This window comes from Treponema parvum (assembly GCF_017893965.1).
Classification (GTDB): Bacteria; Spirochaetota; Spirochaetia; order Treponematales; family Treponemataceae; genus Treponema_D; species Treponema_D parvum.
In genome coordinates this window covers 484,830-506,745 of the sequence record NZ_CP054142.1, presented here as the reverse complement: position 1 = coordinate 506,745, position 21,916 = coordinate 484,830, and the positions used below count along the sequence as shown (strand labels likewise).

The following is a 21,916-nucleotide window of genomic DNA, read 5'->3' as shown; positions in this document are numbered from 1 at the left end:
TCTTGCTGCAAGTCCTCGCGGCTAAAGCCGCTGCGGTCTTTCCGCGACGATCCCTGCCGCAGGTTAAAGCTTTTGCTTTATCAGTTTTTTCAGGTATTTTCCCGTTACGCTTTCACCGTTATCAACAATCTCCTAAGGAGTGCCGCATGTCCGTGAAACACGATTTCTTTTTCAGGGGACTTAAATCTTTGAAAGGCACATTTGTCCTTACGCCCATTTCGCGCACAAGCAGTTCGGCAGTTTATTCTTCCGCAAATATTTTAAGAGCAAACAAATTGCGCATAAGACCGAAATGTTTGTCAAACGAAAACAAAAAAAGATTATTGTTAATGGCATTTTGAGCAATGATTAAATCGGGAATACCGACTTTGTTTATACCGTACAATAGATTTCGGGTCTGCATATCGATAATCTCGTTCCAGTCTATTTCGAGTTCTATTCGTTTAATTGCAAGCAAGAGCTGTTTCAACTCATATTCTTTTTTCAAATTAATAAAAGGAAGCAATTCGGCAAGCACAAGATTATTGATACAAAGCATATTATTATGTATCAACTCTTTGAGCACGGCAGAGCGTGCAGAGCCTCTAAAATATTCTATCCAGACGGAAGTATCGACCAATACCATCTTATGTCCTTTTTCTCAGCGTTTTTAAGTCGATATTCAAATCAAGTTTGCCGTAATAGTCTTTCAGTTTTTGAACTTTTTCTTTTTGTATCAAATTTTCAAGCGCTTGTGTTATAACCTCCGTTTTTGTCGTAATTTTTGTCAATGTCATCGCTTCTTCAAGCAAGGTATCGGACAGATCCAGCGTTGTTCTCATATACATCCTCCGTATGCATATTATAACACCAAATCATATGCATAATCAATGTTCTTTATACATATCAGTGCCTGCAAACCGTTCCAACCCGCGTTGAGCCGCGATCGTCTATTTTGTTTCATAACAACCGCTTTGGAAGTTGTCCCACATACTTGCATACAAGCCCTTCCGCTCGAGCAGTTTACCAACTTAGCTTAACAAAAGCTGTTCAAATATTTTGTACCGTACAAAAAAGGTTACATCCTTAACACCTGAGCAGCGTTGATAGCAAAAAAGCGGCGCCGTTTTAAGATCACGTTTTTTTATTAGGGCGGCTGCCCGCAAAGCGGGCACCGGGCTCTTGCTGCAAGTCCTCGCGGCTAAAGCCGCTGCGGTCTTTCCGCGACGATCCCTGCCGCATTTGAAGAGAGCGAATACACGCAGCCGCAATAATCCTGCCTGTACACCCCGTACTCTTTGGAAATCTCTATTGACCTTAGGTATCCGTTTTTTTTCTTAAAATCCGAATAAAGATACCTCAATTCAAGTCCGTTTTTTACGGCCTGCTCGTCAAGCAGCCTGCCTATTTCGTTCACCTTGTCGGAATCTTTATAAGGGCTTAAAGTCAAAGTAGTCGCAAAAAAATCAAAATTATTTTCGGCGGCATATTCAAAAGCCTTTTTCATCCGGAATTCGTAACACCTTCGGCATCGTTCGCCGCGCTCGGCCTCAAAAGCAAGTTCCGGGCATTCTTCGATTCTTATCGCCCTGTCATAATCGTCTTTATCGTAGCCGCCTTCCAAAATCCGTATCTCCCGTCCCGTAGCGAAGTTCAGCTTTTCGACAAATTTAAATATCTCGTCCCTGCGTTTTTCATATTCTTCAAATGGATAAATATTCGGGTTATAAAAATACACGCTTATTTCAAAAAACAAAGAAATTTTTTCCAGGCAAGCCGTACTGCACGGCCCGCAGCAGGCGTGCAGTAAAAGTGAAGCTTTTTTTCCTTCAAGGCCGGCTATGAGTTTTTCCATCACTGCATTGTAATTTATCTTTGCGCTACGGTTTTGAGATTTTTTTTTGCGTTCCGCTTCGGATACTTGGATTTCGGATGCTTGCCGTGCCAAATTCATGTTTTAAACATATATTTTTTAACGGCCGAATGCAAGAACGCGAGGCAACAGTCTGCCGCCAGCCGCAGCAGAACGATGCAGGCATATTGCTTGCCTGACGGCTTTTTATTCGCTATATTGAATAAAAAGTTGTTTTTAACTTTTATCTGCGGCATCTGTGCTGCGCTGCCGTTCGCAACAAAATTTTATGCGAGCCGCAATGCAGCTTCGCGCAAAACAAAATTTCAGGCCGCACAAAATTTTATTCGATTTTGCAGGAGCAACGATGAACGGTATGTATGGCACTGTCTTCAATAAAGAAGAAGATGACGACGAAAAAAACAAAAAATCCGCCGATCCGTTAATGGAAAAATTCCTAAAGACAAGGCAGATAATTCTTTCAGGCGAAATAAATAAGGATCTGGCGGAAAAGATAGTCAGACAGCTGCTTTTGCTTGAAGCGGACAACAAAAACGCTATCTGTATGTACATAGATTCTCCGGGCGGCGACGTCGACGCAGGCTTTGCGATATTTGACATGATTCGTTTTATAGACGCCCCCGTATGCCTTATCGGTATGGGACTCATTGCAAGCGCGGCAGCCCTCGTACTCTTAGCGGTACCCAAAGAGCGCCGTATAGGGCTGCCGGACAGCCGATACCTCATACATCAGCCGCTGTCCGGGATAAAAGGAGTGGCGACCGATATAGAAATCCACGCGCAGGAAATGGCAAAAACGCGCGCAAAGCTGAATAAGCTGATCGCAGACGAAACGGGAAAGCCACTGGCTCAAGTTGAAAAAGACACCGATCGTGATTATTGGCTTACCGCGACGGATGCAAAAGAATACGGCCTTATAAGTTCCATAGTTTCAACGCGTGCGGACTTAAAAAAGATAATCTAGACGTATGAATGTCGAGCCTGCCTTCAAACTCGCGATGCAAATCCGCTCAGGAGCTTTAGGACAATCTTAATGTAAGCGGAACGCTAAACACAAACGGTGCGCACAACATTGTCAATCGGAGCCTTTTATGGTACATTGATTTATGTATTTTGAACTTACTGAAAGCATAGCAAACTCCATTCTTGCTGCGATGGAAGATCAGAATTCTTTTTTCGTCTTAGATGCCGTAAACGGAATTTTAATAAAAAAAGAACAAAATACAGTTGATAACGACAGATATTTTTTTTTACCGCAATGGACATCTGCCGACGGGTTTGCCCTTAGGGAACAATTCGTTTCCGACTTGCATGCTCCGCTCATAAAAGACGAACTTCGGCAGATCCTTCATTCCGGAAGGGGGGTGTTCAAAAACTTTAAGACCTGCATAAGACAGTACCCTGAAATCGAGAAAAAGTGGCATTTGTTCAAGCATTATAAAATGCGCCGCCGCCTTAACGAATGGTACAACTCATTGCGCGAAATCTGGGGGCTTGAAAAACTGGCTCAAGACGCGGAGGACTTTGAAATCCCCGTTCAAAACGATTTTATATTTTGCGCATACGATTCGTCAAAGGACAAGAATTTGATACTGCGTTACAGCCGGGCAGCCGCAGGCGATATGGACGAAAACCTGCCGGAAGAAATAAGCACGGCGTTTGTATCTTTATGGAAGTATCAATTCAAATCGCATGATTCTGAAATCGGCTTCATATGCAGAACCTTTTCCGACGAATTTGCAGGCTGCATAACGTTTTCACAATGTCCGTTTCCTCAGGGAAAAACGGTCGTACTTACGTCTTTTTTTGTTTTACAAAATTTCCGCGGACTCGGGATAGGTAAGGAACTTTTATCGCTGAGTCTTGAAGACTTGCAAAAGCGGAATATTCAATGGGTGATCATCGCGAATATCGTAATTCCCGATATCATGATCCCCTTATTGCATCGGTTCGGTTTTGAAAAGACCGGTTCCGGATACACTGCAAAACTATTTTAAATTATTTGGGAGTTTCCTATGTCTTTTAAACATGTGGATGAGATAGATATTAACTTGTTTGTTTCTATTTTAAATGATGCCGTTTCCAAAGTTAAAACGGAAGAGGATCCTGAAATTTTAACAGATCTGAAAAAAATATATAAAAAAAACGTTCCCTTTGCTCTCAGAACATACGTTGCGGCTTACCTTGCAAAGCAGGCAATGGGTTCTCGTTCATCCTCTTACAAAAACCGGCGTCACGAAGGCCGCGCATATTCCAGGGATTGGAAGTCCCGATCTCAACGCGAGACTCATAATTTTCAGGTAAAGAATTCAAACGCCGAAGAAAAAGAAAGCGAAGCCCGTTCTCCTCGAGTACAAATCGACAGCGATCTTGCAACGACCGTTTTTATCGGTATAGGACGCAACAGACGCGTTTATCCGCGCGATCTCGTGGGTCTTTTAATAAGCGTAGCTCACCTGGACCGCGACAGGATCGGCGATATCCGCGTATTGGCAAATTATTCTTTTATACAACTTTTCAACGAAGATGCGGACAAGGTAATCGAAGCTCTCAACGGTTACGACTACCGCGGACGCAAACTTACGGTAAGCTATTCGCACCAAAAAGACGTAAATGACGCCGTAAGGCTTGCCGAATCGGAGCATTCCGAAAGCTTTTCATCCGGAATAAACGAAAACGACAAGCTTTCACAGGAAGATGCCGAAGCTTACGCAGCTGCGGAAAAAGCGGCGGCCGACAAAGAACCGTTTACGACGTCTTCCACGCTTTCATAAAAGATGAAAACAATACGGACAGGGCCGATTCAAGTAAACACATGCATAGTTCCGCTTGCTGAAAATTTTGTCTTTATAGTCGATCCGGCAGGCTGCAAGGCCTCCGGAGACGCAACGGCAATAACGGATTATCTTGCAAAGAATTTTCTTGTTCCCGTTGCAGTTGTGCTTACTCACGGACACTTCGATCACGTAATCGGCCTTTCCGCAATAAAAGAAGCTTATCCCGCCATAAAGATCGCAATACATAAGGACGACGCTTTAAGCTTAGGACAAGGCGGAGTTGAATTCCACAGGCTTTGTCTTGAGCCTATGGGAGGACTTAGCCTTATACCTTTTCTTGCAAGCCTTCCCGAAGCGGATATTTTACTCAACGACGGCGACGATCTTGGAAAAGCCTTCGGTAAAGAGCATTGTCTTAATCTTTGTAAAGAAAACACGGAAAAGGCGGAAGAAAACTTTAAGCTTTTATCTCAATGGACTGTGATACACACTCCGGGACACACTAAGGGGTCTATTTGCCTGTACAACAAAACCCGTAAGGAGCTCATTTCAGGAGATACGCTTTTCTTTCAATCATGGGGAAGGACGGATCTATACGGCGGAAGCGAAAGCGCCATATTAAAAAGCTTGGAGCACTTAAAACAAACGCTTCCCGGCGACACCCTCGTATATCCCGGGCACGATTATTCGGGATTTCCTTTGTCACAGGGCATTTAAAAATAAGTCGGGCTTGCACGCAGGAGAAAATTTCAATTTTCGATCGCGCGCCGTTCGTACGCTCTTTGTTCATAATTCCAGCGATTAAAAAAGTACCGCGCGCTATTCTCGGCTAGTAAAAATTGAACCCCGGCTCGAACGGAACATACCTTAATTTGCCGCCGTAAATTTCTATCTTATAAAAAACAACTTTAATGTCTTCCATGTTTTTTCGGACAAATATCCGGGCAAAAGACGGCGGCATTCCTCCGCGCGGAAAACTGCAGCTTCCGGGGTTTACCAAAACTGCGCCTTTCCTTTCAATTTTGCACGCAATGTGCGTGTGCCCATAAAGCGCCGCATACGCGCCCGCCTTTTTTGCGGCGTAATACAGGTTTTCTGCGGAATAATACCTGTGCCCGTGCGTTATAAATATCTTGTGCAAACAAACCGGTAAAACAAGGCTGTCCAGTATAACGCTGCGCTCGTATCCGTTTTCCGCTTCGAAGCGTCCCGCGCCAGAGGCAAACTGCACGGAAAAACAACCGCCGTCGTTATTGCCGCGAACAACGGCGACTACGGGCGGAATATACTCCGAAAAAGCGATATCCATGCTTGCCCTATCGAGCATAAACGCCACATCTCCCGCCCCGTCGCCGCAAAAAACAAGAGCGTCGCTATCTTTCCCGAAACTGCTTAATATTTCAAAAAGAATGTTTTTATTACCGTGAGAATCTGAAATTACCAGAATATCCGCGCTGTCCGCTTCGGAAAGTTTAAGCGCGTCTTCGTCCGAGCCTATCAGCTTTGATCGAAGTTGAACTAATTTATTCATACGCTTTTAAAACAAAATGATTTACGGAAAGAAGTCCAGTTTCGGGATCCACATACCTGCTTATTTTTCCGTATTTTCCGGCAATAGCTCTGACGTGGAGAATAAGATCGGAATCGGGCGGCAACGGACTGTCAAGCAGCGTCATATATCGCACGGAAGAATCAAGCAGCAAAGATACTTCATCCGTAACTACCACCGATTCTTCCATGTCGGGAACGGCGTCCTGAGGCCTGGCCTCGTCAAGCACAAAGTCGGCCGTCCATTCCATTCCGAGAACATCGTCTTGAGGAAAAAATGAAAAAATCGGAAAAGGAATTTCTCCATCATATAGATTTTTAAAAACCGAGACTGCGTTGTGCGTATTCTCAGGCGCGCCGAGAAATATTATTCCTTTAAGCCGGACATCGCGCAAGATTTCCGACAGCATGGAAATTCTATCCCTGCCGGACACTTTAAAATCTCCGGGAAATAAAAGAGGAATTATAAGTCCGCCGTCTTCCGCAAGACCGTATTTTTCGGAAAGTTCGGCTTTTATTTTTGAAATAAATTCGTCGCCGTTGTAACCGTAGCCGAAGACTATGCATATTTTTTTTTCGGATTCGCTCCAAGCGCGGGAATTCGTCCATACGAAATGCGGCACGCTTTTAATATTCAGGCGCATAAGATCTGCGTAATCGTTATTTTTTTTTCTCTGCCCGCAGCTGCAAAAAATAAAGCATGCAAGGCACAGAACTGCAAATAGCACGGCATTTTCGTATTTTTTCATATTATCATAATACCGAATTTTCAGCTTTTTGAAAATCGGACGCCGGTCGCCGTGATTTGCTCTTTTAAGTATTAAGTCGTAAGGCGAAAAACGCTTGACGCGTTTTTCTTTTAGAGGACACGCTCGCAAATCCTCCTCCACTGCTCGGATTTGCTCGCTCTTATTGCAAATACTAGGATCTTTATGTATTATTCGCGTGTGAACATCATACAAACGGTTTTACAGCTTGCAGGAAGCCTTGCTTTTTTGCTGTACGGAATGAAGATGATGAGCGACGGCGTTCAAAAAAGCGCGGGCGACAGTCTTCAGCACATTTTGGGCTTTATGACGGGAAATCGCCTGATGGCGGTAATAACCGGTATTCTTGTAACCATGATCATACAATCTTCGGGCGCAACTACCGTCATGGTCGTTTCATTTGTAAATTCCGGCCTTCTCACGCTTACACAGTCAATCGGGGTCATTTTCGGCGCCAATATAGGAACTACCGTTACGGCGTGGATAGTCGCACTATTCGGATTTAATTTTAAAATATCTTTATTTGCCGTTCCCGTTTTCGGGTTGGGCTATCTTCTTACCCTTTTAAAAAAATTGCACAAAGAAAGCATCGGCGAATTTTTGATGGGTTTCGGTATGCTGTTTTTGGGACTCGACATGCTTTCATCCGTAGTATCCGTCGAACCTGAAAAAATTCTATTCCTTACGCAACTGCAGGGAATGGGCTTTGCGAGCACAATGATCGGTGTCTTTGCCGGATTTCTTTTGACCGTGCTGCTGCATTCGTCAAGCGCTTCTACTGCCATAATACTCACAATGGCCTACAACAGAATTCTTGAGTGGGAATTTTCCGCAGCTATGATTTTGGGGAGCAATATAGGATCCACCGTCGATTCCGTGCTTGCGGCGGTAAACACAAAGGTAAACGCGCGAAGAGCGGCTTCGATACACGTAATGTTCAACGTAATCGGAACCGTAATAGCCGTAATCATGTTAAAGCCGCTCTTGCACCTGGTAGACTTTCTTGTTCCCGGCAACGTATACTCCGGCATAACATATCATATTGCGATGCTGCACACGATATTCAATTTGCTTGCCACCGTTATATTCCTGCCGTTTACAAAACAAATTGCGCATCTTACGGAACGGCTCATAAAACCGCGCGAAAACGAAAAACAAGCCGTTTACAAGCTGGAATTCATAGACGCGATAGGAAGAAAAAACACACTTGCCCACATAGTCCGAGCGGAAAAAGCGATAGCCGACATGGCCGACCTTGTAATAGAAATGTTCGATCATCTTCAGTTGGGATTTTCCGATCGATCGCAGAACTTTATAGACAAACATATGGAAAGCCTTGTGAGGGACGAAGATTATGCCGATCAAATGTCCGAGCAGATTACGCATTATCTTTTAAAGTGCGGTAAATTGCCGGTAGGTCCGTCGCAGCAAAACAATATATCTCTTATGATGTCTATCGTCGATGAACTTGAAAACATGACCGACGACTGTTATAACGTCGCCTGCCTTTTAAAAAAGAGCATAGAGAAAAAAATGGTCTTTTTGCAGGAAAATATGGACAAGCTGATTCCCTATGTCGAACTCGTGCGGCAGTTTATAACATTCATCCATATAAACATCAACAAGCGTTTAAGCGCGGAAAAACTGGAATTTGCAAAGGAACTTGAAGAACAGATTGACGCTACAAGGAAGAATCTAAAAAAAACCGCAAGAAAGCGGCTTGAAAGCGGCGCCGACGTAAAATCGGAACTTTTATATATCGACGTAGTCCGCCAGATAGAAAAGATAGGCGACTGCGCATTCAATATAGCCGGCGCGCTTTCGGAAACACGCTAAGATTTAAAATCTGTCAATCGACAACCTTGCCGCAGGTTTGAGATTCACAGCGCCGCTTCAAACACGAAGCTTCAAGCGGCGACGGGCATCAAAAACATCCGCACTAATATAGCTTAAAAGGGAATTCCAGCTCTTTATCGGCAAACGGCCCGGCAATAGGAGAAATTCCTCTCTTGTTGTCGAAATAATCTTTATCGAAAATTATCTGAGTACCGTCGGGATTTTCAAATTTTTGTTCCGGCTCAAACGCCTTTCCGAGCGTTTCGGTACAAATAAGATCCGTTTCGAATTCGGGAAGATGCTTGAACAAGTCGGTTTCAAAATAATATTTGTCGTCTTTTTCAATTACTTTTGCATACACCTTGCAGCCGCTCACTTCCTTAAAATTCCTTTCTTTTTTACAGGGTTTTGCGCCGTTAAAGAATACGTTCCCTCCGGTATACACGGGAAGTTTCGTATAGTATTTGCCTCTGTCTTCCTTTGCGCCTGCGTCGCCTTCTTTGAAGAATAAAGCCAAATACTCTTCTTCGCAAGGATAATCGTCAAAGGGAACAGTCCCAGTTTCATTGTTCGTGGGCGTCTTATTTTGTTCCCAGTAAAGGTCATATTCCTTAGGCACTTCGTTTTTTACAAAGATGTTATTGTAAAAACGATCGTCGCCGTGCATAAAGGTCATAAAACCTGCAACTTCCGTTCTATGCGGAAAGTGATAAGGCGTATATCGCGGGCCTCCGTTTTTGCCGTTATCCGTTCCGCCCCCGACGCTCGTAAAGGGCCCGCAGATAAGGTTATGAACGTAGGCGGTTCCCTGTGTGGCAATACGCCCCGCATACACCGAAAGGAAGATATTGTTATCCACAAGAGTAGGTCCGTGGCTTACTTCAATAAACAAGTCTTCGCCTATAGCCAGAGCGGACATCACTTTCGTTCCTATGGGAATAGAATTGTCGTGGAATAAATTCTGCGTAACCCGCGTTCCCTGCGCTTGCCAGTCAAGCCACAAGCCTCTTGTGCAGTGATGGATGTGATTCCTCCTGATCTGCACGTCGATAGCCGCATGCAGCTTTATTCCGCCTATCTCCGCGCCTGCAAGCTGTTGTTTATTGTTTATGTGGTGAATGTGATTGTCTTCGATTATCGAAAACACGCAGCCTAAATGCCCTACGATACCCGTCTGTTCGCAATGGTGTATGTCGCAGCGGCGCACTATATGAGAGCCTATGTTTTCTTTTGTCCAGCCTTCCGCCTGCGCCTGGCATATAGAATCCCTTTCAGTCTGCGTTCCGTGCTTAAGCCTTTTAAAGGTCCATTTGTTTTCGTTTTCCGGTTGCAGATACTTACCTAAAGAAATTCCGCAGCACTTGGAATCGCTTATTTCGCAGTCTTCGATGATCCAGCCCTTACTCCAATGGGGGCCTACCATTCCTTCCTGATAGGCCGTAGGCGGCGCCCAAGTAGTTGCGGCCTGCTTTACGGTAAAACCCGAAAAGGTTATATAGTCCACTCCCGTCTTACTGGGATAAAAACAATTTCTGCGCACGTTTATCTCTACGTTTTCTTTGTTGGGATCCGCTCCGTGAAAATTTGCATATATGTAAGTAGCGCCGTCCTTTTGCTCCGAAAACCACCTGTATACGGAAAATTCCTTATCCCATGCACCTTCATATTTATGAGGCGACAAAACATTTTCAATACTGTCCGTTTCGTACATGGAAGCGCCGTTTAAATACACTTCCCCGGTATGAAGCGGAATTTCACTGAAATACCAATCCCCGCATATTTTTTCCGTATAGGGATTGTAGTTGCCGAAAATTCCGTTGGATACGCGCGCGCTCCAAACATTACCTTTAAATTTCACCCAATTTTTTACTTCTTCCGCGCCGGTAATCACAGCCTTTCCTTTTACTTCGGATCTGTAAACTATTCTGGCGTCATAGGTTCCCTTGTTTACAGGATCCACGTATTCTCTGTATACGCCCGGAGCGACGATAATTTCATCGCCCGCTACGGCGATCTTTGCCGCATCGTTTATCCATTTGAACGGCCTTTCCCTTGTGCCGTCGCCGCCGTACAATGATTCTTTAGAAACATAATATTTCATATCTTACCCCTTTACCGCTCCCTGCGTCAGTCCGTTTATAACCTTATCCTGCGCTATAAAATAAAAGGTCAGCACAGGCAAAGATCCTACCAGTATGGCCGTAAGCACGGCCGGAATATTTATCGTCTGAAATCCGTAAAAATCGCGCACTCCGAGAGAAAGCGTTTTTCTTGCAGGCGTGTCTATCAAAACAAGCGCATAAATAAATTCATTCCACATGTTAAGAAAAGTATACACGCCTACGGTAGAAATTGCAGGAACAGAAAGCGGCATGATGATCTTTCTGTAAATAAGGAATTTACCGCCTCCGTCTATCGTTGCCGCTTCTTCAAGTTCTTTCGGGCATTCTTTAAAAAATTGCGTCATAATAAACACGGAAATCGGAATATTAAACGAAACATAAGGGCCTATAAGACCTATTAGATGATCGTAAAATCCGATCTGATGGCTCAATGTATAAACCGGAATAAGCGTCGTATGAATAGGAATCATCATTCCCGCAATGACAAGAAAATAAAGCGGTTTTGCGACCTTTATTTCAAAACGCGCAAATATGTAAGACATGAGAGAGGCCACCGTGATCGTAAGCAAAACACCGCAAACGCTCACGATAAGGCTGTTTATAAAATATCTTAAAAAGGCGGGAGCCAATACCAAGACGTAGTTTCCTAAATAAATTTTTTTAGGAATAAACCAAATATTCTGCATGTATTCCGGAAGGCTCTTAAAACTGTTAAACAGGAGAAAAAGCAGAGGAAATCCTGTTATTATTGCGATTACGATACAGAACAGATAAATAAAACGTGAAAAAATAAAATCACCTAAAAACCACTTTTCGCCGTTTTCACGCATGTGCCTTCTCCTTTTTTATTTTTTCCTTGTGTTCCTGAGTCAGATACAAAAAACAACAGGCAAAAATAAAACATATTATAAACATTGTTCCGGCAATGGAAGATGCGTAGCCCATGCTGAATTCCACAAATCCTTTTTTGTACATGTATGTAGCCATAAGTTCGCTTGCGCCGTTGGGGCCGCCGCCTGTCATAATGTAAATAAGGTCAAAGTATTTAAGAGAACCGACCATAGACATAACGGCCGACGTTCTCAACGTAGGAGCGATCATCGGCAAGGTTACGTGAACGAAACATTGCCAGCGGTTAGCTCCGTCAATGCGCGCCGCTTCGTATAATTCGGCAGGAATATTTGCAAGTCCGGCCTTTAGGATGATCATGTAAAAAGGAATAAATTGCCAGCATATTACGAACAACACGGCCGGCATCGCAGTGCGTGTATCGGCAAGGAAGCCTATGACTTTGGACCCCAGCCCTAAAAACTTCATCAGATAAGCTAAAATCCCGAACATAGGATCGTAAAACAGCTGCCACATGATACCCGTAGCGACGGTTGAAAAAAGCATGGGTAAAAAGAATACCGTTCTAAAAAATTTTGTTCCTTTTATTTTTGAATTCAGCGCCATAGCGATAAGCAATGCGCAGGGAAGTTGAATGCAGATCGAAGTGACGACTAAAATAAGATTGTTTCTTATGGCGACCATCATGCTGGGATCTTTTACAAGCTTAAAATAATTTTCCAAACCGATAAAAGGCCGGACGTCGCTTATTCCCGTCCATGAAAGCAAACTGTAATGAAAAGTTTTAACTATTCCCAAAAGATTGTAAGTTCCGTAAATCAAAAAACCGGGAACAAGACATGCAATCACAAATAAAATTTCTTTTGTGCGGTTGCTTTTTGAATTATATACACCGGCCAATCTTTCCTCCTTGTGCGGCAAAATTTGCACGCATTTTATGCAAAATCTCAGTATACAAACGCCGATAAAACCGGCTTTTTCAAAGCGGCGCATGCGGCCAACACGGGCTGCCGCGCGTTTTTTGCGCGGCGGCATCCGGTATTTTTCGTATTTTTATTTCTTTGCGGGACCTAAAATTTCAACCGCTTTAGCTTCTACTTCACTAGCGGCCTGTTCGGGAGTCATAGTCAAGCCGAACAGAGCTTGGGTTGTATTTTTATGAACTTCGCCTAAAGCGGGCGGCAAGTACTGATCATAAAAATTCTGCATAAATTTTGCGCCGAGCAGAACTTCGTACTGCTGTTTTACAAGAGGATCCTTTATGTTCACGCCCTTGACGCCTGTAATCATGCTTGAACCGTTTACCATATCCTGTCCGTACGCAAGATCCGAAACGGCTACCAAAAGACCGAAAGCTTCATCAGGGTGTTTACACGAAGAAGAAATGTGAACTACAGTTCCGCCGCCGACAATTTCATCCGCAGAACCTTTTGCGCCTTCGATTACAGGGAATTTAAACAGGCCGAGGTTATTCTTAAAGAAATCAGGAGCTTCGGAACGGCAAGCGCCCAAAAGACCGTTTGTCTGAATTAGGTGCGCGGCTCTTCCGCTGTAAAAAAGCATACGTGAACCGCCAGTGTCGTAATTAATACCGTTCATTCCTTCAGGATAGTATCCTTTTTTAACCCATTCCTGAATTTTAGCACCTGCTTTTACAAAACTTTCGTCGGTAAAATCAGCGCCGTTTCTCGCATACGCCTTTGTAAACGTTTCTGCTCCGCCGTAGCGCATGGAAAGATAAATAAAGGTTATAGCGCCGGGCCATTTGCTTGAGTTTCCGAGCGCAATAGGAATAATTCCGTTTTTCTTAAGAATATCACAGTTGTTTTCAAATTCACTTAAGGTTTTAGGAACCGAAAGGCCGTATTTTTTATACAGCTCGGCGTTATAATAAACGGATGAAGGTCCGCATGTTATCGGTAAACCGTAGTAAGAGTTTCCTACCTTTCCCATCGAAATACCGGGTAAAAGATAATTATCGGACACCTTTGCGATCCTGTCGTTTATGTCAAGAACTTTGCCTGCCTTTACAAATTCTTCAAGCCAGCCGCCGCCCCATGTTATAAATACATCAGGCGGATTTCCGCCGCCCATGGCCGTCTTAAGTTTCGTTTTGTACGGATCGTTTTCAATAGCCTGTTCAATGACTTTTACATTCGGGTTTGCCGCCTGGTATCTGTCAATCGCAGCTTTCATAGCCGCATGACGGGTAGCGTCGACTCCTATGTGCCATAAATTCAACGTGATCTGCTCGCCTGAGGCTGCTCCGCCCTTAGGCGCTTCTTTTGTGCCGTTCGCCGCAGCAAGACCGGCCGCAACGATCAGCACTGCCAAAATAATTCCAATCTTTTTCATGGTACCCCCTATAAATGCATCGCCGCAGGAAAATTTGAATTTTCCAAGACGGCAAAATCCGTGCGCACCGCGCACATACAATCTTAGTAAAGTTTAAAAGTGAAATTTTCATATGTAAAGGCACAATTTTTTACCGAATAAAAAGTGTATGTTTAGACTGGGATAAAAACCGGTTCAAGGGCTGTCCAAAACTTTAGCGCTCTGATGTTTTTCTTAATTTTGTTCCAAACTTTTAGTGTGTCAAATAAATTTCGAGTCGGATAAGATTTACCTGTAGACCTTAGGAGTTTTTCCCGTAACCCGTTTAAAAGCCCGCCTAAAACTTGAGGCGCTTGAGTACCCTACGGCAAACGCGACATTTTCAATAGGATCGTTTTTTACTGCCAGCAATTCGCAGGCTTTTTCTATCCGCTTTTTTTCCAAATAATCCGCAAAATTCACACCGAGTTGCTCTTTGTAGATCATAGAAACATAGCTTTCGGACACTGCAAATTTGTCGCTCACCATGGTAAGGCAAAGCCCCGTCTGGCTATAATTATCATCGAGATAAGATTTTATCTTTTGTGCAAGATCCTTGCGCTGCATGTTTTTTTTCCTTCCGGCATTTTCACATAAGGATTCGCAAATATTCAGCAGCTCGTCAAAATATTTTCTATGATCTTCGGGCGGCAAAGAATAATTTTTAAGAGAGTCCAAACGCCGAGCGCTTACGGTTTCAAGCGCTTCAAACGGCATGAGCGCCGCACAAATTTTTACGTTCAGTTCGGAAAACTTTGCGGCGTCGCAAACCCTGTTTTCAAAATTTTCTTTTTCAATCATGAGCACTATCGATTTTGCAGCTTCAAAGTTTCCCGATCTTATATTGCTGCATAAAAACGCTTCGAGCACTTCAGGATAAAACAGATCTTCTTTTCTGACGGCGGTAATGCTGTCGAACAGCCTTTCAAACAGTTTTTCAAGGCTTGCCATATCGCGAACTTCATGCCCCGCCCCGTGCGTATCGGCAAAGTAATGCGATTCAAGCGAATCAAAAATGTCTTTTACGGGCTTTCCTTTTTTTACGGCAAGGAAGGAAGATATAAAAAGCCCGACGGCCACAGTGAACATGAGCATAAGGATTAAAATCAGCCTTAACCTGTTGAATTTGTTCAACAAGCGATCGGAAGAAACGGCAAGAACATAACTCCAACCGTACTGTTCCGACTGAGTATAAATAATCCAAATTCCTCTGCCCATTTTCATGTTCCGCCTTTGCGAAAGGTCAAGCGTCTGCAAAAGATCGCTTCGTGACATAAAATCTTCAGACCAAAGAACATGCGACATAGGCGTTTCGCTTTTATTTTTGATTTCGTCTACTAGAAAAAAGGAATAAGAACCGTATTCTTCGGAAAAATCAAGTATGTTTTTCATTGCGCCGCTTGAGATATTGCACACTACCGTTCCACAATTTTTACCGTCCCTGTCTACGCCGAACGGCACTATGTAATCTATTCCCGCCCTGTTAGGCAAAAAGAACGGCAGTTTTTTATCAGAATTGCAATACCGATCTTCCCAAAAGGAATATTCAATGCCGAAATTCTTAATATACCCGGTAAAATCGTCAAACGAATAAACTCCCCTCTTATAAAGAACTTTTTTAGGACGGCGCAAAATCACATATGCCGATTCCAGCAAGTCATTGCCGCGTGCGTCGATAATATCGGCAAGCGATTCCAGCGTTTTAAGAAGGACAGGATCGTCGGCGTTTTCTATTCTATCCGTCTTTATCAATTCGTTGAGATCCCTATCGCACACCATGTATCCTGCCAAGGTCTGAATGGAATCCATGCGCAAATCCATGAGCTGTTTTGAATGATTCAAAACAGTCATGTTAGAAATCATCACATTTTCAGTTATAAAAGAAAACGTAAACTGCAACGCGATAAGCACAAACGCTATGGGAATCGTCAAAACCGAAACGTAAGAGATAAGGAACTGTATAATCGGGTTTGCAAAATACGCCCTTTTAAAAAAACCGCCTGCCGCTTTTTTCATATATCCTTGTATATCTTGACGAATTATAACTCGCTGTATTATCGCAAGTTACAACATCGCATTTTAGCGGCTCATGAGCCGCAGTCACCTCTAAGAACCGCAGTTTTTAGAGGTTCCGCCTTATTTTTCAGTACTGTGCCACACTCCGTCCCATTGATCATTCGGGTTCTCCATGAGAATTCTGCACTTTTGCGCGTAGGATCTGCAAGGACCGTCTTCGCCGCAAAAGCGTTCGAACAATAAAATAGAATCGGAAAATCTTCCGGAATAAAAGAGATCTCTTGCCTTATCGAAATTTTCAAAAATTTCGAATTTTTTTTCAAACTCGCTCATCTCAAGCGGTTCGAATACGGTAACGGCTTCTTTTTTCCCGACAACGGCCACACGGGCTAGTTCCCGCCAATAAAGGTTGCATCCGAATTTTACGGCCGCATCCTTTGTAGCCTTTGAACACATCGTGTAAGTACCGAACTGTTTGTTAAGCCCTTCCAGTCTTGAAGCGAGATTTACGCTGTCTCCCAGCATAGTATAATCAAACCGGCTGTGCGACCCCATGTTTCCCACTACCGCATAGCCGGTATTAAGTCCTATCCGCTGATAGATTTGCCCGCCTGAAAGTTTTGCAAGCTCAGCTCGCATCAGGCTCAATTGCCTTTGACATTGCATGGCGGCGTCTACGGCTCTTAAAGCGTGGTCTTCTTCATCGGCGGGCGCGTTCCAAAAGGCTATAATCGCATCTCCTTCATATTTATCTATCGTTCCGCCCGTATTCAAAATAATATCCGTCATTGCCGAAAGATAAGTGTTTAGGAATTCGGTAAGAGCTTCAGGGGAAAGTTTTTCAGAAACGGAAGTAAACCCCTGTATGTCCGAAAAATAAATGCTTATCTCCCGCTTTTCGCCGCCGAGCTTGAGTTTTTTAGGATCCGTTATAAGCTGTTCTATTACGGCGGGACTTAAATATTGGCTGAAAGCTGATTTAATGAATTTTTTCTGCCGGCCTTCAAAAACATAGCCTAAAAAAACCTGCGTGCCAAAAGAAAGTATAAAACCGGTCAAAGGAGCGGCGAGTAATATCCATAAATTGAAATAAAACAGAACAAATGAAAGCGAAATGATCGCCGCCACGCCTAAAAAAAGAGCCGCCGCCGCTATCACAGGCGCCGTTTTTTGATTTTTTTGTCTGCCGGTAATGTCAAGCACCATAGCTCCTGCAAAGCACACCGCAAACAAATAGATGAGATTAAGCCAAGCCGGAAGCTTTTTTACAAAACCGCCATTTAAAATGTTGTCGTAAGCGGTTATGTGAACACCGACACCCGGATACACTTGCGACACGGGCGAAGAACATATATCAAACAGGCCGGGAGCGTAATAGGCCAAAAACACGGCAGTATTCTTAAAATTTTCAGGCGGAAGAATGGGCTCTTTACCCGCCAAAAGAGCGTCGTAGCTTTTTAAAATATCACAGGCCCTGTAAGGAAGATAGGAATCGATATTCCTTTTATATCTTAGCAAAACGGTTTCGTCGGGAAGAAGCGGCGAATTTTTTTTAAGCGATGAAATTGCTTCAGCGACAGATTTTTTGCCTGCCCTTTGCTCGCCGATCACAAACGGCGCCGCTCCCAGCGAAGGATATTCAATTCCGTTCAAATTAAAAGACAGTCTTGTCCGCCTTATAACGTCGTCGCCGTCCTTTGCGCTTATGATATTTGCCAAAAGCGCCGCGGAATTTTTAAGGCTTTCGACCGGAAACAGCGCCTTATAGCCTTTTTCGCTTTCGGCGCTTGCAGATCCGCCGCCCGAAGCCGTATCCGCAAACATAACCTGAACTACCCTGCCGTTTTCTCTGCACGCAATAGCGAAATTTTCATCGTCGGCAATTCCGTAAACCGAAGGTTCCGTATAAAGAACGTCCAAAAGCACGCAGGCGGCATCTCCCAATGTCATATATCTTACGATATCGCCGTAGGCCGAACGCGGCCACGGCCATCCCCAGCCTTTTTCTTTTTGCGCCCAATCAATGCTTGCCTGGTCGACTGCAATAAAGCAAATTTCATCGGACGGAGGCGTTCTTTCGGGAGTTAAAACCGTCCTGGCGTCATAGGCTTTATTTTCGGCAAACGTAAAAAAACCTGAAAAATGCAATAACGAACATAGAGCAAAAACTCCGACAAAGACCGCTACGTTTCTCTTTTTTAATTTCTTCATATTTTACAAAAACTCTTTTATGCGCTCAAAACGCCCCGTTCTGATCAAGCGGGCTTCATCGTCAGAATATTTTTCATACTTGCCTTTGAGATTTTCCATGCGGGCTTCGGGCGAAGGATGAGTTTTTGAAAATCCCGTCGTCTGTCCCTTTTCTTTTTCCTTTAAAAGTTCAAGCATCGAACGCATGGCGTTAGGATCGTAGCCTGCGGCTTTTAAAAGCAAAAGAGCGTTTTCGTCGGCCTCATATTCTTGTTTTTTCGAATAACCCGAATTCACCATAGTGCTCACTATGTCGTTTACGGTATCGTCAAATCCCGCTACGATTCCAGCCAATTCTCCGGAATTTACGGATACGATAAGGGCGGCTCCTGCGGTTTTTAAAACAGCGTCCGTAGCACGGCTGGATCTGATCGCCTTTATGCTGTGCCGCAGCTGTATGTGAGATATTTCATGAGCAAGGACTGCAGCCAATTCGTCTTCGGAATGAGCGCAGGATATGAGCCCCCTGCTTACCATGATGTGTCCGCCTGAAGTTGCAAAAGCGTTTACTTCGTCCGTATCAAGGATCGCGACCCGGTAGTTTTTGTATAATACGGGCCTGTCGGAATTAATTGCAACGGTATTGCATATTTCGTTAAGATATTTTTGCGCCTTTGCAGAATCAAAGACCTTATAATTTTCAAGAATATTACCGGCAACGGCACGGCCTATATAGTATTCCTGTTCGGGAGTAACGGTTTCTGCAGCCTTGCCGATAGCGGCGGCAGATGAAGATACGGAAGACGCAATATTAGGATCGACAATTCCTGCCGATCCCGCTGCTTCGGCTGCGGCGCTCGCAATGTTCATGACGGAACTGCACGAGCTTAAGATTAAAAGTCCGCTTAACAATAAACAAACGGTCAAGATAAACGCATTTTTTTTCATTCCCCAGCCCCGTTTAATTTTCCTTTAAGTATGAATTGAAAAAGATCCGAAGAAGAAAGCTCCGCATCTTCCATTTTGTCCACAGCGGCGTAGTCGGCCTTTCCCGATTTTTTGTATTCGTTTTCCACTTCCTCACTGAACCCCTTACCGGCGAGCGCAAGTTCTTTCGCATCTGCGGAAACACGGTTGCCTCTTGAAACGATCTTCTTTTTTGTGAGCGCCGAACTTTGAAGCCAGCCTGAAACATCTTTTGCTGCGGCGCCTTTATCTTGGGGAGAAACTTTTATCCATTTTCCGTCTGAAGAAAGAACGTCCACTCTGTCGCCGTATAAAAGAGTTGCGACGGTTTTTGAAAAAAAGAAAGTGTTTTCTTTGAGCTGCGCCTTTTGTGCGCATATGTACATCGTTTCCGCGCTCAGGCATCCGCACATCAAAAAAAACACAAAAACGGCAGATTTTTGTTTCATATAAACTCCCGTAAAAACAAAAAAGAAAAAAACCAAGGAACGCCCGAGCACAACGGACGGTCAACAAATCGGCAAACGATCATTCAATCGTCCGTAAAATTTCCTGCGCTAAAGCGTTTTTCCAATGAAGATATAAAAATACTATATTGAATTGATAAATATGTCCAGTTTCAGAGTGATTTATACCAGGGCAAGCGGCAGGAAACAAGCTACAAAAATGCTTAGCAGCATAAAAAGCTAGCCTCCCGGCAGCGATCCGCCGCAATAAACGAAGGTTTAAAAGCAATATAGAATAGGTTTTTTATTTGACAAATGTAAATACTTATGTATATACTTTATTTGAAAGGAGGTTCATTTATGGTTCGTACAAAAGTGTTTACAAGCGGAAACAGCCAGGCCGTAAGGATTCCAAAAGAATTTCATATTGATCATTCCGAATTGTTTATAAAAAAAATAGGCACGACAATTATTCTTTATCCTCGGAATAAACCGTGGGAAAATTTGCAGAAAAGTTTTTCCGAGTTTACGGATGATTTTATGTCCGAAGGCAGAAATCAACCCAAATTTCAGGCAAGGGAAGAATTTTGATGTATCTTTTAGATACGAATATCTGCATTTTTTTGATAAAGAATAAATTTCCTAATCTAACGGAAAAGATTCTTGCTTTTGACAGCAAAGAACTTTTTTTGTCCTCCGTTTCTATTGCCGAAATGGAATACGGAGCTTCCAAAAGTCAAAATAGAGAAAAAAATCGGCAGGCACTGTTAGATTTCTGTGCGGATTTTGAAAACATTCTTGATTTTACTACGGACGATACGGAGGCTTACGGATTGATTAGGGCATACCTTGAAAAGGAAGGAAAAATAATCGGATCTTATGACATGCAAATTGCCGCGCAGGCAATGACAAGGAATCTTACGGTTGTTACAAATAATTATGACGAATTTGGAAGAATCCCTTGGATAAAAGTGGAAGACTGGTCAAAAGCGTAAACCGGCGCTGACGCTGTGAGCGGCTTTTAAACGTTCCTTAAAAAACGGCATACGAGGAAATTTCAATTTCCGAGAATGGCGTTTTCGTGCGCATATTGCGCACAGTTGATAAACGAGTTTTCTAAAAAAACTCGAAGTTAAATTGAACGGCGCTATCTTAGACGTTCAATTTAAACCTTCTTATTTTGTAATATACATCCAAATTGTTTTATTTGAATCATATGCATGGTAAAAAAATATTATATTATTTCCAACGGTCTTTAAATTTTCGATTTGAATATTTGTTTTATAATTCGAAAAGCCATGTGAAAGAAGGAATTCTCTGATTTCCGAAAGTGTAATGCCTGTCTGACTTCCATAATCTGAAATCGTATTGTTGAATAAATACAATCTTAGCGACGCTATATTCATATAGTTAACTTCACTCCAATTTGAAATTTTATTAATCGCAGTGTTATATGTAGAATTCGAAACAGCTCCGACTTCAACTTTATAAATCGTATTATCTTCTGAAGATGATGGGTCGCTGCAACTTATAAAACCGACAAGGCTAATGATAATTGCAAATAGTACGACAACTTTTCTTTTTTTCATAAAGGTCTCCCAAATTTCTTTATACAGATTTCATACTTGCAAAACAAGCAGTTCTAACAGAACACAGCGCAATTTTATTCACTTTCGATTATACCACATCATCGGCGTTTAAGCATAACAATAAGTTTAAAAAAATTAAGGCTTAGCTGTGGTGTCAGCTTTGGAAACCGGTGTTATACAAATACTGTTTGTTTTTGATCGAATACAATATGTGCTTTTTCCGAATTTTTTGAAAGTAAATAAACACAATACTGATTCATACTTACGCCTTCTTTTTTAGAATCTTCAGCGAGGGTTTTGTGTAACGATTTCGGAATACGGATCTTAAATTGCCCGGAATTTTTAGGCCGCAACGTAAATCGTTTTAATCGGCTCAAGGTTCGGAATCGTAAGCGGATTACAGCCGGGTATTTGATTTTCTCCGGTAATTTTCCTCACTGAGACATAGCCGATTGTAAAATGACATCGCATTCGGCGTCAAACATTTTTAAAGCTAATAAAACTATGCTTTCAGACCATTCACTATAAATTATTAATGGACACCATGCGCGCCAGTTTTCTTCCTGCATTATATGTATAAATTT

General features: G+C 43.1%; 22 protein-coding genes. 7 read left to right on the top strand and 15 right to left on the bottom strand.

What is annotated here, in order from left to right; all coding sequences use genetic code 11:
- Window positions 1–241: 241 nt before the first annotated feature.
- From HRQ91_RS02395 to HRQ91_RS02385, 3 genes are all read right to left on the bottom strand, one after another.
- Window positions 242–625 (bottom strand): PIN domain-containing protein, encoded by a 384-nt coding sequence (locus HRQ91_RS02395; RefSeq protein ID WP_210120090.1) that lies wholly within the window; start codon window positions 623–625, stop codon window positions 242–244.
- Between the two features lies 1 nt (window position 626).
- Complete coding sequence (locus tag HRQ91_RS02390; RefSeq protein WP_210120089.1) at window positions 627–821, bottom strand: type II toxin-antitoxin system VapB family antitoxin; 195 nt, start codon at window positions 819–821, stop codon at window positions 627–629.
- Window positions 822–1,180: 359 nt separating this feature from the next.
- Window positions 1,181–1,933 carry an epoxyqueuosine reductase QueH gene (locus HRQ91_RS02385; RefSeq protein WP_246473260.1) on the bottom strand — a complete coding sequence of 251 codons (753 nt, stop codon included), beginning with the start codon at window positions 1,931–1,933 and terminating at the stop codon, window positions 1,181–1,183.
- A gap of 265 nt (window positions 1,934–2,198) precedes the next feature.
- Here HRQ91_RS02385 and HRQ91_RS02380 point away from each other — a divergent pair, with 265 nt between their 5' ends.
- The 4 genes from HRQ91_RS02380 (at window position 2,199) to HRQ91_RS02365 (ending at window position 5,346) form a co-directional block, all read left to right on the top strand.
- Window positions 2,199–2,816, top strand: coding sequence for an ATP-dependent Clp protease proteolytic subunit (locus HRQ91_RS02380; RefSeq protein ID WP_210120088.1), 618 nt, complete (start codon window positions 2,199–2,201; stop codon window positions 2,814–2,816).
- A gap of 142 nt (window positions 2,817–2,958) precedes the next feature.
- Window positions 2,959–3,849, top strand: coding sequence for a GNAT family N-acetyltransferase (locus tag HRQ91_RS02375; protein ID WP_210120087.1), 891 nt, complete (start codon window positions 2,959–2,961; stop codon window positions 3,847–3,849).
- Between the two features lie 18 nt (window positions 3,850–3,867).
- Window positions 3,868–4,626: a DbpA RNA binding domain-containing protein gene (locus HRQ91_RS02370; protein WP_210120086.1), complete on the top strand. Its 759-nt coding sequence runs from the start codon at window positions 3,868–3,870 to the stop codon at window positions 4,624–4,626.
- 3 nt (window positions 4,627–4,629) lie between these two features.
- Window positions 4,630–5,346 carry an MBL fold metallo-hydrolase gene (locus HRQ91_RS02365; RefSeq protein WP_210120085.1) on the top strand — a complete coding sequence of 239 codons (717 nt, stop codon included), beginning with the start codon at window positions 4,630–4,632 and terminating at the stop codon, window positions 5,344–5,346.
- A gap of 112 nt (window positions 5,347–5,458) precedes the next feature.
- Here the strand turns inward: HRQ91_RS02365 and HRQ91_RS02360 are convergent, their stop codons facing one another.
- Together HRQ91_RS02360 and HRQ91_RS02355 are read right to left on the bottom strand one after the other, a co-directional pair.
- Window positions 5,459–6,160: a YfcE family phosphodiesterase gene (locus HRQ91_RS02360; protein ID WP_210120084.1), complete on the bottom strand. Its 702-nt coding sequence runs from the start codon at window positions 6,158–6,160 to the stop codon at window positions 5,459–5,461.
- A complete protein-coding gene (locus HRQ91_RS02355; RefSeq protein WP_210120083.1) occupies window positions 6,153–6,926 on the bottom strand; it encodes a hypothetical protein in 774 nt (257 codons plus the stop codon). The genes HRQ91_RS02360 and HRQ91_RS02355 overlap by 8 nt, the downstream gene beginning before the upstream one ends.
- A 198-nt stretch (window positions 6,927–7,124) precedes the next feature.
- Between HRQ91_RS02355 and HRQ91_RS02350 the strand changes: the two genes are divergently transcribed.
- Entirely contained in the window at window positions 7,125–8,780 is a 1,656-nt protein-coding gene (locus tag HRQ91_RS02350; protein ID WP_210120082.1) for a Na/Pi cotransporter family protein, read from the top strand.
- Window positions 8,781–8,883: 103 nt separating this feature from the next.
- Here the strand turns inward: HRQ91_RS02350 and HRQ91_RS02345 are convergent, their stop codons facing one another.
- The 8 genes from HRQ91_RS02345 to HRQ91_RS02310 form a co-directional block, all read right to left on the bottom strand.
- Entirely contained in the window at window positions 8,884–10,881 is a 1,998-nt protein-coding gene (locus HRQ91_RS02345) for a right-handed parallel beta-helix repeat-containing protein (RefSeq protein WP_210120081.1), read from the bottom strand.
- A gap of 3 nt (window positions 10,882–10,884) precedes the next feature.
- Entirely contained in the window at window positions 10,885–11,733 is an 849-nt protein-coding gene (locus HRQ91_RS02340; protein ID WP_210120080.1) for a carbohydrate ABC transporter permease, read from the bottom strand.
- Window positions 11,726–12,652, bottom strand: coding sequence for a carbohydrate ABC transporter permease (locus tag HRQ91_RS02335; protein WP_246473259.1), 927 nt, complete (start codon window positions 12,650–12,652; stop codon window positions 11,726–11,728). Before HRQ91_RS02335 ends, HRQ91_RS02340 begins: the two co-directional genes overlap by 8 nt.
- Before the next feature lie 153 nt (window positions 12,653–12,805).
- Window positions 12,806–14,107 (bottom strand): extracellular solute-binding protein, encoded by a 1,302-nt coding sequence (locus HRQ91_RS02330; RefSeq protein WP_210120079.1) that lies wholly within the window; start codon window positions 14,105–14,107, stop codon window positions 12,806–12,808.
- A gap of 267 nt (window positions 14,108–14,374) precedes the next feature.
- On the bottom strand, window positions 14,375–16,141 hold the full coding sequence (locus HRQ91_RS02325) for a helix-turn-helix domain-containing protein (RefSeq protein ID WP_210120078.1): 1,767 nt from the start codon (window positions 16,139–16,141) through the stop codon (window positions 14,375–14,377).
- A 120-nt stretch (window positions 16,142–16,261) separates the two neighbouring features.
- Window positions 16,262–18,352, bottom strand: a complete 2,091-nt coding sequence (locus tag HRQ91_RS02320; protein ID WP_210120077.1) for a CHASE2 domain-containing protein — start codon at window positions 18,350–18,352, stop codon at window positions 16,262–16,264.
- Window positions 18,353–18,355: 3 nt separating this feature from the next.
- Window positions 18,356–19,279, bottom strand: coding sequence for a M48 family metallopeptidase (locus HRQ91_RS02315; RefSeq protein WP_210120076.1), 924 nt, complete (start codon window positions 19,277–19,279; stop codon window positions 18,356–18,358).
- Complete coding sequence (locus HRQ91_RS02310) at window positions 19,276–19,746, bottom strand: SH3 domain-containing protein (RefSeq protein WP_210120075.1); 471 nt, start codon at window positions 19,744–19,746, stop codon at window positions 19,276–19,278. Before HRQ91_RS02310 ends, HRQ91_RS02315 begins: the two co-directional genes overlap by 4 nt.
- Window positions 19,747–20,103: 357 nt before the next feature.
- Here HRQ91_RS02310 and vapB point away from each other — a divergent pair, with 357 nt between their 5' ends.
- Together vapB and vapC are read left to right on the top strand one after the other, a co-directional pair.
- Entirely contained in the window at window positions 20,104–20,334 is a 231-nt protein-coding gene (gene vapB, locus HRQ91_RS02305; protein WP_210120074.1) for a type II toxin-antitoxin system antitoxin VapB, read from the top strand.
- Window positions 20,334–20,738, top strand: a complete 405-nt coding sequence (vapC, locus tag HRQ91_RS02300; RefSeq protein WP_210120073.1) for a type II toxin-antitoxin system tRNA(fMet)-specific endonuclease VapC — start codon at window positions 20,334–20,336, stop codon at window positions 20,736–20,738. The genes vapB and vapC overlap by 1 nt, the downstream gene beginning before the upstream one ends.
- A 180-nt stretch (window positions 20,739–20,918) precedes the next feature.
- Here the strand turns inward: vapC and HRQ91_RS02295 are convergent, their stop codons facing one another.
- Window positions 20,919–21,332: a hypothetical protein gene (locus HRQ91_RS02295; RefSeq protein WP_210120072.1), complete on the bottom strand. Its 414-nt coding sequence runs from the start codon at window positions 21,330–21,332 to the stop codon at window positions 20,919–20,921.
- A gap of 173 nt (window positions 21,333–21,505) precedes the next feature.
- Window positions 21,506–21,685 (bottom strand): toxin-antitoxin system HicB family antitoxin, encoded by a 180-nt coding sequence (locus HRQ91_RS02290; RefSeq protein ID WP_246473258.1) that lies wholly within the window; start codon window positions 21,683–21,685, stop codon window positions 21,506–21,508.
- Window positions 21,686–21,916 lie beyond the last annotated feature (231 nt).